General features: G+C 73.0%; 10 protein-coding genes. 5 read left to right on the forward strand and 5 right to left on the reverse strand.

Annotation, left to right across the window (positions count from 1 at the left end; translation table 11 throughout):
* Positions 1-12 precede the first annotated feature (12 nt).
* The 3 genes from B085_RS0102725 (at position 13) to B085_RS0102735 (ending at position 5218) form a co-directional block, all read left to right on the forward strand.
* Positions 13-1230, forward strand: a complete 1218-nt coding sequence (locus B085_RS0102725) for a sensor histidine kinase (protein WP_018557021.1) — start codon at positions 13-15, stop codon at positions 1228-1230.
* A complete protein-coding gene (locus B085_RS0102730) occupies positions 1227-1913 on the forward strand; it encodes a response regulator transcription factor (protein ID WP_018557022.1) in 687 nt (228 codons plus the stop codon). Before B085_RS0102725 ends, B085_RS0102730 begins: the two co-directional genes overlap by 4 nt.
* A 164-nt stretch (positions 1914-2077) precedes the next feature.
* A complete protein-coding gene (locus tag B085_RS0102735; protein ID WP_018557023.1) occupies positions 2078-5218 on the forward strand; it encodes an efflux RND transporter permease subunit in 3141 nt (1046 codons plus the stop codon).
* Positions 5219-5280: 62 nt separating this feature from the next.
* Here the strand turns inward: B085_RS0102735 and B085_RS0102740 are convergent, their stop codons facing one another.
* Together B085_RS0102740 and nadA are read right to left on the reverse strand one after the other, a co-directional pair.
* Complete coding sequence (locus tag B085_RS0102740; protein WP_018557024.1) at positions 5281-6165, reverse strand: GNAT family N-acetyltransferase; 885 nt, start codon at positions 6163-6165, stop codon at positions 5281-5283.
* Between the two features lie 15 nt (positions 6166-6180).
* Positions 6181-7356, reverse strand: a complete 1176-nt coding sequence (gene nadA / locus B085_RS0102745; protein WP_018557025.1) for a quinolinate synthase NadA — start codon at positions 7354-7356, stop codon at positions 6181-6183.
* A 242-nt stretch (positions 7357-7598) separates the two neighbouring features.
* Between nadA and B085_RS0102750 the strand changes: the two genes are divergently transcribed.
* On the forward strand, positions 7599-7952 hold the full coding sequence (locus B085_RS0102750) for a HesB/IscA family protein (protein ID WP_018557026.1): 354 nt from the start codon (positions 7599-7601) through the stop codon (positions 7950-7952).
* A gap of 91 nt (positions 7953-8043) precedes the next feature.
* On the opposite strand, the gene B085_RS0102755 is transcribed toward B085_RS0102750, so the two are convergent.
* Both B085_RS0102755 and B085_RS0102760 read right to left on the reverse strand, forming a co-directional pair.
* A complete protein-coding gene (locus B085_RS0102755) occupies positions 8044-9396 on the reverse strand; it encodes a hypothetical protein (protein ID WP_158689639.1) in 1353 nt (450 codons plus the stop codon).
* A gap of 102 nt (positions 9397-9498) precedes the next feature.
* A complete protein-coding gene (locus B085_RS0102760) occupies positions 9499-9702 on the reverse strand; it encodes a hypothetical protein (protein ID WP_018557028.1) in 204 nt (67 codons plus the stop codon).
* Between the two features lie 137 nt (positions 9703-9839).
* Here B085_RS0102760 and B085_RS0102765 point away from each other — a divergent pair, with 137 nt between their 5' ends.
* A complete protein-coding gene (locus B085_RS0102765; RefSeq protein ID WP_018557029.1) occupies positions 9840-10814 on the forward strand; it encodes a carbohydrate kinase family protein in 975 nt (324 codons plus the stop codon).
* 127 nt (positions 10815-10941) lie between these two features.
* Here the strand turns inward: B085_RS0102765 and B085_RS0102770 are convergent, their stop codons facing one another.
* Positions 10942-12336 carry a cysteine desulfurase/sulfurtransferase TusA family protein gene (locus B085_RS0102770; RefSeq protein WP_026250615.1) on the reverse strand — a complete coding sequence of 465 codons (1395 nt, stop codon included), beginning with the start codon at positions 12334-12336 and terminating at the stop codon, positions 10942-10944.
* Positions 12337-12581 lie beyond the last annotated feature (245 nt).

A 12581-nucleotide genomic window follows, 5' to 3' on the forward strand; every position in this document is an offset into this window, starting at 1 on the left:
CACCATCGATCCATGAGGGACCGGGCCAGGCTGTGGCCGCAGGCCCACCCCATCGCCCTCGACGCCGGGCTGGCGCTCGCCGTCCTCGCGGTGATCCTCGGCAACATGTTCATCGGGCCGCACACCGAGCGGTACGACGCCTCGGCCCCGGACATCCTGCTGGCCGTCGTCGGCTCCGCCGCGCTGCTGCTGCGCCGGCGCAGCCCGCTGGGCGTCCTCGCCTTCACCGGCGCGGTCACCGTGGTCTACCTGCTCACCGCGACCGGGGAGGGCCGCGCACCGGTGGCCGCCACCGTGGTCGTCGCGCTCTTCTCCGCCTCCACGCACACCGACCGCACCACCACCTTCCGGCTGGGCCTGGCGACCTGCCTCCTGCTGCCCGCGATCGCCATGCTCTTCGGAGCCCGGCCCTGGTACTCCGCCGAGAACATCGCCCTGTTCGCGTGGAGCGGCATGGCCGCCGCCGCCGGTGAGGCCACCCGCAACCGCCGTGCGTACGTCGCCGCCGTCGAGGAGCGCGCCGAGCGGGCCGAGCGCACCCGGGAGGAGGAGGCCAAGCGCCGCGTCGCCGAGGAGCGGATGCGGATCGCCCGGGAGCTGCACGACGTGGTCGCCCACCACATCGCCCTGGTCAACGTGCAGGCGGGCGTCGCCGCCCACATCATGGACAGCCGCCCCGACCAGGCGAAGCAGGCCCTCGCGCACGTCCGCGAGGCGAGCCGTTCCGCGCTCGACGAGCTCCGTGCGACCGTCGGCCTGCTGCGGCAGTCCGGGGATCCCGCCGCCCCCATGGAACCGGCGCCCGGCCTCGGCGTGCTGGACCAGCTCGTCGACGGCTTCCGCCGGGCCGGGCTGCCGGTGGAGGTCGTCGAAGAGGATCCCGGCACGCTTCCCGCGAGCGTGGACCTCACCGCCTACCGGGTCATCCAGGAGTCGCTCACCAACGTCCACAAGCACGCCGGGCCGGGCGCCCGTGCCGAGATCCGCATCGCGCGCGGCGCCGCGGAACTGGAGGTCACCGTGGTCGACCGCGGCGGCAGCCCGCAGGCCCCGGGTACCGCGGGCGGCGGGCACGGCCTGATCGGCATGCGCGAGCGCGCCGCGGCCCTCGGCGGCACCTGCGAGGCCGGCCCCCGCACCCAGGGCGGCTTCCGCGTTCACGCCCGCCTGCCGCTCGCGGCCCCCGCCCGGCCCGCCGGCCCGGCGGGGGATGGGAGAATCCCCGCATGATCAGGGTGCTGCTCGCGGACGACCAGGCGCTGCTGCGGGGCGCGTTCCGCGTGCTCGTGGAGTCCGAGCCCGACATGGAGGTCGTCGGGGAGGCCTCGGACGGCGCCGAGGCCGTCGCCCTGGCCCGCGGCACCGGCGCGGACGTCGTCCTGATGGACATCCGCATGCCGGGCACGGACGGCCTGGCCGCCACCCGCGAGATCACCGCGGCCGAGGACCTGACCCATGTGGCGGTCCTCGTCCTGACGACCTTCGAGGCCGACGAGTACGTCGCCCAGGCGATCCGCGCCGGCGCCGCCGGATTCCTCGGCAAGGGCGCGGAGCCGGACGAGCTCCTTTCCGCGATCCGCACCGTCGCCGCGGGCGACGCGCTGCTGTCGCCGTCGGCGACGAAGAGCCTGATCGCCCAGTTCCTGGCACAGAGCGGCGGGCAGCGCCCGCTGCCCTCGGAGGGCGGACCGGCGGCCCCCGACCTGGACGCGCTGACGGCGCGCGAGCGCGAGGTGCTGGTCGAGGTGGCGATGGGGCTGCCGAACGACGAGATCGCCGAACGGCTCGGGGTGAGCCCGCTCACCGTCAAGACGCACGTCAACCGCACCATGGCCAAACTCGGCGCCCGCGACCGCGCGCAGCTGGTCGTCGCAGCGTACGAGTCGGGTCTGGTGCGGGCCGCCCCGCGCTGAGTACGACCGGCGCGTACCGCATCCGCAGTACGCCCCCGCGGGCAATCACGACCTCGGGCTGAGGAAACCACCCTCCGCGGCAGGAGAAGGTGGCGTGGGCTGACAAAAGTCCGCAACCCGAGACCATCCGAGCACTCTGAGCACAGAGAAGAGACCGCACCACGATGTCCTGGCTGTCCCGAATCAGCCTCGCCCAGCGCAGCCTGGTCGCGCTGATGGCGGTGGTCGCCATCGGCTTCGGCGCCATCGCGATACCGTCCCTCAAGCAGCAGCTGCTGCCCTCCATCGACCTGCCCATGGTGTCGGTGATCACGGCCTACCCGGGCGCGTCCCCCGACGTCGTCGAGAAGCAGGTCGTCGAGCCGATCGAGAACGGCGTCAAGGGCGTCGACGGCATCACCGGCATCACGTCCACGGCCAGCGAGGGCGCTGCCGTGATCATGGCCCGGTTCGACTACGGCATCGACAGCGACAAGCTGGTGGCCAATGTCCAGCAGGCCGTGAACCGCGTCTCCTCGCGGCTGCCGGAGGACGCCGACCCGCAGGTCGTGGCCGGCTCGACGGACGACATCCCGACCGTCGTCCTCGCCGCCACCTCCACCGGCATGGACCAGCAGGCACTGGCCGACGCGCTCGACCGCTCGGTCGTCCCGGTGCTGCAGGACATCGACGGCGTCGGCCAGGTGACCGTCACCGGCGTCCAGGACCGGATCGTCACCGTCACCCCCGACGACGGCAAGCTCGCCGCCCGCAAGCTCGGCGGCGCCGCCCTCGTGCAGGCGCTGCAGGCCGGCGGCCACGCCGTCCCGGCCGGCTCCTTCGACGACAGCGGCAAGAGCCGCACCGTCCAGGTCGGCGGCGAGTACGCCTCGGTGCGGGAGATCGAGGACCTGCGGATCCCCGCGTCCCCCAAGCCCGTCCGCCTCGGGGACGTCGCCACCGTCGCGGAGCGCCCCGACGCCGCCGACTCCATCACCCGCACCGACGGCGAGCCCAGCCTCGGTGTCGCCGTCACCATGGACCGGGACGGCAGCGCCGTCGCGATCTCCTCGGCCGTCAAGGACAAGCTGGCCGACCTCGAGCGCGACCTCGGCAAGGGCGCCGAACTCACCGTCGTCAGCGACCAGGGCCCGGCCGTCTCCAAGTCCATCGACGGACTGACCACCGAGGGCCTGCTCGGCCTGCTCTTCGCGGTCGTGATCATCCTGGTCTTCCTGGCGTCGCTGCGCTCGACCCTGGTGACCGCGGTCTCCATCCCGCTCTCCGTGGTGCTGACCCTGATCGTGCTGTGGACCCGCGGTCTGTCGCTCAACATGCTCACCCTGGGCGCGCTGACCATCGCCATCGGCCGGGTCGTCGACGACTCGATCGTGGTGCTGGAGAACATCAAGCGGCACCTCGCCTACGGTGAGGAGAAGCAGTCCGCGATCGTCGCCGCGGTGCGCGAGGTGGCCGGCGCGGTCACCGCCTCCACCCTCACCACCGTCGCCGTCTTCGTGCCGATCGGCCTGGTCGGCGGCATGGTGGGCGCCCTGTTCGGCTCGTTCTCGCTGACCGTGGCCGCGGCGCTGCTCGCCTCGCTGCTGGTGTCGCTGACGGTCGTCCCGGTGCTCTCGTTCTGGTTCCTCAAGCCCCCGGCCGACGCGGGCACCGTGGATCCGGACGAGATCCGGCGCAGGGCCGAGGAGCAGGAGGCCCGCAGCCTGCTGCAGCGGCTGTACGTGCCGGTGCTGCGCTTCGCCACCCGGCGCCGCGTCACCAGCATCGTGATCGCCGTCGCGGTCCTGCTGGGCACCTTCGGCCTCGCCCCGATGCTCAAGACCAACTTCTTCGACCAGGGCGACCAGGACACCCTGACCGTCAAGCAGGAACTCCCGCCGGGCACCAGCCTCGCGGCCTCCGACGCGGCGGCCCGCAAGGTCGAGAAGCTCCTCGAGGGCATCGACCAGGTCCAGGACTACCAGGTCACCGTCGGTTCCTCCGGCTTCCTGGCGGCCTTCGGCGGCGGCACCGGCGCCAACCAGGCCAGCTTCCAGGTGAAGCTGAAGGACGCCGACGACAGCGCCGGCGCCCTCGACGAGATCCGCGCCGGCCTGAAGACCCTCGACGGCGCCGGCACGACCTCGGTCTCCGCCGGCGGCGGCTTCGGCAGCCAGAACCTGTCGGTCGTGGTCAAGGCCGCGGACGCCGGCACCCTGGCCAAGGCCAGCGCCCAGGTCCGCGACGCCGTCGCCGGACTGGACGACGTCACCGACGTCACCAGCGACCTCGCGCAGAGCGTGCCCCGCATCGAGGTCCACGCCAAGCAGGCCGAGGCCGCCCGCTACGGCCTGAACGACGCCACCATCGGCGCCGCCGTCACCCAGGCCGTGCGCGGTACGACCGTCGGCACCGCGGTGCTGGACGACACCGAGCGCGACGTGCGGGTGCTCTCGGAGCAGAAGGCCGGCACGGTCGCCGAGCTCAAGGCCCTCACCATCGCCACCCCCGCGGGACCGGTGAAGCTCGCCAAGGTCGCCGAGGTCGTCGAGGCCCCCGGCCCGGTGCAGAAGACCCGGATCGACGGGGCCCGCGCCGCGACGATCACGGCAAAGCCGACCGGTGACAACACCGGCGCGGTGAGCGCGGCGCTGCAGGCGAAGATCAAGTCGCTGAAGCTGCCCAAGGGTGCCACGGCCGAGATCGGCGGTGTCTCGTCCGACCAGGACGACGCCTTCCTGGCCCTCGGGCTCGCGATGCTCGCCGCGATCGCCATCGTCTTCATGCTGCTGGTCGGCACCTTCCGCAGCCTGATCCAGCCGATGGTGCTGCTGGTGTCGATCCCGTTCGCCGCGACCGGCGCGATCGGCCTGCTGCTGGTCACCGGCACCCCGATGGGCGTTCCGGCGCTGATCGGCATGCTGATGCTCATCGGCATCGTCGTGACCAACGCGATCGTGCTGATGGACCTCATCAACCAGTACCGCGCCCAGGGGTACGGCGTGGTGGAGGCCGTCATCGAGGGTGGCCGGCACCGTCTGCGGCCGATCCTGATGACCGCGCTGGCGACCATCTTCGCCCTGCTCCCGATGGCTCTCGGGGTCACCGGCGAGGGCGGCTTCATCGCCCAGCCGCTGGCCGTGGTCGTCATCGGCGGTCTGCTCACCTCGACGCTGCTGACCCTGCTGCTCGTCCCGACCCTCTACACGATGGTCGAGATCCGCAAGGAACGCCGCGCCAAGCGCAAGGCGCTGAAGCGGGCGTCCAGGGCCGGCGGCCCGGGCGACGGGGAGACGCGCAAGGAGCCGGAGCTGGCCGGGGTCTGAGACCCGGCGTGGATCGGCGGCGGGGCCCGGGGCGTTCGTGAACGCCCCGGGCCCCGCCTCGTCTACAGGAAGAACCCCGAGGGGATGTACGGCTCGGGCGGACGCATCCCCCGCAGGCAGACCCATCCGGATGTGCCGAGCTCCAGCCCGGCCGTCAACCCGACGTCCACCGCCCACTGCTGTTCCGCCGTCAGGTTGGGCACCCGTGCCGTGGTGCCCTCGGGCAGGCTCAGCAGCGCGGCGGTGAGCAGCCGGGACGCCAGCCGGCGCGAGGTCGCGGCCAGCAGCCGTATGCGGCCGTCCATGTCGACGTAGCAGTAGCCGCTGCCGGCGAGGTCGTCCACGACCAACAGGGGGCACTCGGTGAGCAGTTGGTCGTGGTCGGGGCCGTGCGCGCCGCCCCGGGTGCGGCGGTCCACGGAGTCCATCAGGTCGCGGTGCTTGGCCGAGCCCTCGTGCACCGCGCCGTCCGGGGCCGGCAGGTCGCCCTTGCGGACCGCGCCCTCCAGGCGCATCGCCGGGTGCAGCGCGAAGCCCGCCCGCCGGTAGGTCGCCGCCGCCCGCGGGTCGGCGGAGCTGCAGATGATGCCGCGCAGGCAGCCGCGCCCGTACGCGAGGGCGGCGGCGAGCAGTTCGCGGCCGACCCCCTGCCGCTGCGCGGAGGGCAGGACGGCGAACAGGGAGAGCCCCCACGTCCCCTCGCGGCGCGTCGACATCGACACGCCCAGCGGCATGCCGGAGGCCTCGTCGACGGCCAGCCAGCAGCCACCGGGATCGGTGCGCGCCAGGTACCGGTTGCGCCGCCGCAGCAGAGCGGCCCGCTCAGGGGGTGTCTCCTCGGGCGGGCCGCCGCCGCGCAGCGCGCGCGAGGCGCCGAACGCGGCGGCGGCCACGACCGCCACCGCGTCGGCGTCCTCGTCGGTGTCGTGCAACGGGCGCAGGATCATGCGCCCATCCTGCCCCTACGGCAGGGCGAGCATCCGCTCCAGCGCCAGCTTGGCGAAGTGCTCGGTCTCCCGGTCGACTTGGATGCGGTTGACGACCTTGCCGTCGGCCAGCGACTCCAGCGCCCACACCAGGTGCGGCAGGTCGATCCGGTTCATCGTCGAGCAGAAGCACACGGTCTTGTCGAGGAAGACGATCTGCTTGTCCGGGTGCGCCTTCGCGAGCCTGCGCACCAGGTTGAGCTCGGTGCCGATCGCCCAGGACGAGCCGGCCGGGGCCGCCTCCAGGGCCTTGATGATGTACTCGGTCGAACCGACGTGGTCGGCCGCGCTGACGACCTCGTGCTTGCACTCGGGGTGCACCAGGACGTTGACGCCGGGGATGCGGGCCCGCACGTCTTCCACCGACTCCAGCGAGAAGCGGCCGTGAACCGAGCAGTGGCCGCGCCACAGGATCATCTTCGCGTCGCGCAGCTGCTCGGGGGTGAGCCCGCCGTTCGGCTTGTGCGGGTTGTAGAGGACGCAGTCCTCCAGGGAGAAGCCCATCTCCCGGACCGCGGTGTTGCGGCCGAGGTGCTGGTCGGGCAGGAACAGCACCTTCTCGCCCTGCTGGAAGGCCCACTCCAGGGCGCGCTCGGCGTTGCTGGAGGTGCAGATGGTGCCGCCGTGCCGGCCCGTGAAGGCCTTGATGTCGGCGGAGGAGTTCATGTAGGAGACGGGCACGGTGACGCCGGCGACGCCCGCCTCGGTGAGCACGTCCCAGCACTCGGCGACCTGCTCGGCGGTGGCCATGTCGGCCATGGAGCAGCCGGCCGCCAGGTCGGGGAGGACGACCTGCTGGGCGTCGGAGGTCAGGATGTCCGCGGACTCGGCCATGAAGTGCACACCGCAGAAGACGATGTACTCGGCCTCGGGGCGGGCGGCGGCGTCACGGGCCAGCTTGAAGGAGTCACCGGTGACGTCGGCGAACTGGATGACCTCGTCGCGCTGGTAGTGGTGGCCCAGGACGAAGACCTTCTCGCCGAGCTTGGCCTTCGCGGCGCGGGCGCGCTCCACGAGATCCGGGTCCGAGGGGGCGGGCAGGTCGCCGGGACAGTCGACGCCGCGCTCGCTGCGTGGGTCGGACTCGCGGCCCAGGAGGAGCAGGGCGAGCGGGGTCGGCTGGACGTCCAGCGGTTCGGATGTGGTGGTCACGGGCCCGGAGCCCTTTCTCTGCGGAACTGCGACGCAAACCTTTTCGTCTGTTTGACGCTATCTATCATAACCCGTTCGCGTCAGAATGACGATGGCCCTCGTGTCAATGTGACGCATTACCCGCGAGGGGCCCGGTGTGCGAGCATGGATGGCGCGACGACCCATCGGACCCGGAGGAATGAATCCGGGCGGCCACCGGTTCACCGTTGTGGCAGCATCCGTACAACCCGGGAGTGGATCAGATGACGGTTCAGGACGAGACCAGCCAGAGCGAGGGCATCCTCCTGTCCGACGCGGCGGCCTCGAAGGTCAAGAACCTGCTCGAGCAGGAGGGCCGCGACGACCTCGCGCTGCGCGTCGCCGTCCAGCCGGGCGGTTGCTCCGGCCTGCGCTACCAGCTGTTCTTCGACGAGCGTTCGCTCGACGGCGATGTCGTGAAGGACTTCGGCGGCGTCAAGGTGGTCACCGACCGCATGAGCGCCCCGTACCTCGGCGGCGCCTCCATCGACTTCGTCGACACGATCGAGAAGCAGGGCTTCACGATCGACAACCCGAACGCCACCGGCTCCTGCGCCTGCGGCGACTCGTTCCACTGAGCGCCGCACGAAGGCGGCGGGCACCCCAGGTGCCCGCCGCCTTCGGCATGTCCTGACGCCCTTGGCGGCGGCCGCCGGGCGCGTGTGCGGGCTACTTCCGGGGCACCGTGCCGCCGTCGGACAGGTCGACGACCCTGCGGTCGCCCAGCGGCGTGTCGAGCCGGACCGTGCGGGAGAACCGCTCGGCGATCATGATGCAGGCCTTGCCCGGGTCCTTCCGCACCACCGTGACCTTCACCTTCACCACCGCGCCGGACTCGTCGGCCGAGGCGGTGTAGTCACTGCAGACCCCGCCCCAGAAGCGCAGTGTCAGCTCCGTGCCCTCGGCGCGGTACGACTCGACCTTCGCCGTCGAGGCGGCCGGCGCCGCCGTCCCCGAGGGCGCGGGGGAGGCCTTCGTGTCCCGCAGGTACGCCGGGTCCACTGCGGGCTGGGCCAGCACCGAGGGGCGCGTCACGCCCTCCTGCACCACCTCGAAGAGCCAGGACGGCACCAGCGTCTGCCGCCCGGCCACGAACTGCGCCGACAGGCCGAACTCGGCCTTCCGCACCTCCATCTGCCGGTGCGCGCCCGGCACGCAGGGCAGCACCTGCGGCAGCGTCGGGTCATCGCCGGGCGCCCGGGACGGCTTCGGCACCACGGTGGGGCAGTCGCCGATCCCCAGGTCACCGCCCGTCCCACGGCGCTCCAGCAGCTTCAGCGCCTCCTTCGCCGACCCCACCGGATAGGTGTCGCCCCTGGTCAGCGGCGCCATCATGCCGTGCCCGGTGACCAGCAGCCCGTCGGAGGCGACCTGCAGGGCCGAGCGCCAGCCGTGCGTCGGCAGCCCCGCCACCCGCGGGTCCGCGGTGACCGTGCGCAGCACGCCCGAGACCTCGCTCGCGTCCGTCCGCGCGCCCTTCAGCCCCAGCGCCGCGAAGACCGGCGCAGCCCTGCGCAGTGCCTCCGCCGCCGGCACCGCGAGGTCGTCCTGGGCCGGCGCGCGGCTCTTGCGGGGCTTGCCGCCGTAGTACGAGTACGCCCAGGTGCCCGGAGCGTCCTTGTTCACCCGGAGCACCGGGCCGCCGCCGTCCGGCGTGCCTCCGGCCTTCCAGGCGCCGTGGTCGGACTTCACCGTGCCGGGCACCCCCAGGGCCCGTGCCAGCCGCTCCACCGCGGCACGCGACACGCTGCCCGGGCGCTGCACCGCCGCGGACGACGGGCCGTCGGGCAGATCGCCGCGGACGGTGAGTTCTGCGCCGGTGCCGCCGGTGGCGCCGTCGAGTTCCAGCGGTTCCGGCGAAGCGTCCCCGCTGCCGCCCGAGGCGCGCGGGGCAATGACCCCTGCGTCGGACGAGGCCCAGTAGGCGCCGCCGCCTCCGGCGGCCAGCACGGCGACGGCGACCGCCGACGTCACCCACGGTGACCTGTGCCGGCGGCGCGGTCGCGTCTGCTCGCTCTCCACGATGGCTCCCTGGGCTCCGCTCAGCTGCGTACAGCTGATGACGTCCCGGTTTTTCGACCGGGGGACGCCACTTGGACGGGCCGGAGCGCCTCGCGGTTCCGATCAGTCGGCGAAGTCGGCCATGCCCTCGACGATGTGCGACGACGCGGCCGGCACCGTGATCCCGTGCAGACTCGCCGGGCCGACCCGCGCGGACTCCCTCTCCGCGGGGACCTCCCAGTGCTCGGCCATCTTGCGGCAGTCACCGATCAGCTCGGCGAGCGACTCGGGGTCGTCGAGCGGTGCGATGGGAAGAGGAGTGGTCATAGACACGACCATAGGCACGTGGGGTCACGGGAGAAAGGCCTACTATCAGGTAGTTTCGCCATGTCGGCGCCCACCGGTCCAGCCGGTAGCGTGGACAGGTACCGTCCGCCGTCCGCCTCCGCAGGAGCGTCCCAGCCGTGCGTATCGCAGTCACCGGCTCCATCGCCACCGACCACCTGATGACCTTCCCCGGCCGATTCGCCGACCAGCTCGTCGCCGACCAGCTGCACACGGTCTCCCTCTCCTTCCTGGTCGACACGCTCGACGTACGCCGCGGTGGCGTCGGTGCGAACATCTGCTTCGGGATGGGCCAGCTGGGTGTCAGGCCCGTCCTCGTCGGGGCCGCCGGCGCCGACTTCGACGAGTACCGCGCCTGGCTCGACCGGCACGGCGTCGACACGGCCTCCGTCCGCATCTCCGAGGTGCTGCACACCGCGCGCTTCGTGTGCACCACGGACGCCGACCACAACCAGATCGGCTCCTTCTACACCGGTGCCATGAGCGAGGCCCGCCTCATCGAGCTGCACTCGGTCGCCGCCCGCGTCGGCGGCCTCGACCTGGTGCTCATCGGCGCCGACGACCCCGAGGCGATGCTCCGCCACACCGAGGAGTGCCGATCGCGCGGCATCCCGTGGGCGGCGGACTTCTCGCAGCAGATCGCCCGCATGAACGGCGACGAGATCCGGATACTGCTGGACGGCGCGGCCTACCTCTTTTCCAACGAGTACGAGAAGGGCCTGATCGAGTCCAAGACCGGCTGGACGGAGGAGGAGATCCTCGGCCGGGTCGGCACCCGCGTCACCACGCTGGGCTCGCACGGCGTCCGCATCGAGCGGGCCGGCGAGGAGCCGATCGTCGTGGGCTGCCCGGAGGAGGACGCCAAGGTCGACCCCACCGGCGTCGGCGACGCCTTCCGCGCCGGCTTCCTCTCCGGCCTCGCCTGGGGCGTCGGCCCCGAGCGGGCGGCGCAGGTCGGCTGCATGCTGGCGACGCTGGTCATCGAGACCCTCGGCACCCAGGAGTACCAGCTGCGCCGGGCCCACTTCATGGACCGCTTCACCAAGGCCTACGGCGACGACGCCGCCCAGGAGGTCCGCGCCCACCTGCACTGACCCCGCGCCCCCGGGCGGCACGACGGCGGCACCGCACAGGCGCGGTGCCGCCGTCCTGCTGCCCGGGCCGGTTGCTCGCGGACGCCTGCGCCCCCGGGCACGCCCGGCGCGCCACGGCCCGGCGGCGTCAGGAGACGCGGCGCACCCAGTACGCGGTGCCCCGGGGCGCGGCGTGCGCCCCGAGGTACTCCTGCTCGCGCATGTCGCACCACGCCGGGATGTCGAGCCGGGCGGCCTCGTCGTCCGAGAGCACCGACACGACGCCGCCGATCGGCACGTCCCCGATGACCTTCGCCAGCTCGATGACCGGAATCGGACACCGCTTGCCGAGCGAGTCCACGACGAGGTCCGGCTCGCCCTCGCCCTGCGCCCCGGCCGTCCGCCCGGCCCCCGCCGCGGGCCCGGACGCCGGCGCGCCGAGCCGTTCCCGCACTCCACGCACCACTCCCGGCAGCACCTCCAGGAAGCGGTCCACGTCGCCCGCCTCCGTGCCCGCCGGCAGCGAGACCCGCACGTTCCCCTCGGACAGCACGCCCATCGCCTTCAGCACATGGCTGGGCGTCAGCGTGCTGGACGTGCACGACGACCCGGAGGAGACGGAGAAGCCCTCCCGGTCCAGTTCGTGGAGCAGCGCCTCGCCGTCCACGTAGAGGCAGGAGAAGGTCACCACGTTCGGCAGCCTCAGCTCGGGGTGGCCCACCACCTCGACGTCCGGGACGAGTTCGGGCACCGCGGTGCGGATGCGGTCGACCAGGGCGGACAGCCGTGCCGCCTCCGCGGTGGCCTCGGCGCGCACCGCCCGCAGGGAGGCCGCGGCGGCGACGATCGCGGGGACGTCCTCGAAGCCGGGCGCGCGCCCCGACTCCCTTTCGTCCGTGGGTCCCTGGGCGGCGAAGCGGGTGCCCTTGCGGACCGCCAGCAGGCCCACCCCGGACGGCCCGCCCCATTTGTGGGCGCTCGCCGTCAGCAGCGACCAGCCGCCTGTCACGGCCCCCCAGCCCAGTGACTGGGCGGCGTCGACGAGCAGCGGCACCCCGGCGGCCCGGCACAGCTCGGCGGCCGCGTCGACCGGCTGCACCGTGCCGACCTCGTGGTTGGCGGACTGCAGGCAGGCCAGCGCGGTGTCCTCGCGCAGCGCCGCGCCGAAGGCGCCGGCGTCCACCAGGCCGGTGCGGTCGGTGGCCACCTCCGTGACGTCGGCGTCCTCCACCGCGTGCAGCACCGAGGAGTGTTCGACGGCCGAGACGACCACGTGCCGGCCGACCCGGCGCCGGCCGGCGAGCGCCCCGGCCACCCCCGCGTGCACGGAACGCGTACCCGAAGGAGTGAAAACGAGTTCGTCCGGACGGCAGCCGACGGCGTCGGCCGCGGCCTCCCGGGCGGCGTCCAGGAGCAGCCGGGCGCGGCGTCCCTCGCGGTAGAGCCGGGAGGGGTCGGCCCATCCCTCGTCGAGCGCGGCGAGGAGGGCCTGCCGGGCGACGGGATGCAATGGTGCGGCGGACGCGGCGTCGAAGTAGGGCACGTGCTGCACGCTACGCCCCGGCGTCCCACCGAGCTCCTGGGGACCAGTCAAAAGACCCCGAACCGGGGCCCTCCGCAGGTGCGCGGCGGTGCCCGACACCCCTTCGGGGGCCGCCCCGGCGCGTTGGCCCCCCTCCCCGCGCGCCCCAAAATCGAGTCCAGTAGGGTTTGGTCCGCATAAACATCCACACCACTGCCCGCGCCAGGGCGACCGACCAGCACAGGCCGGGCATCCGGACGCGTGGG

Origin of the sequence: Streptomyces sp. BoleA5 (assembly GCF_000373665.1) — a bacterium.
In the GTDB taxonomy this organism is placed as follows: domain Bacteria; phylum Actinomycetota; class Actinomycetes; order Streptomycetales; family Streptomycetaceae; genus Actinacidiphila.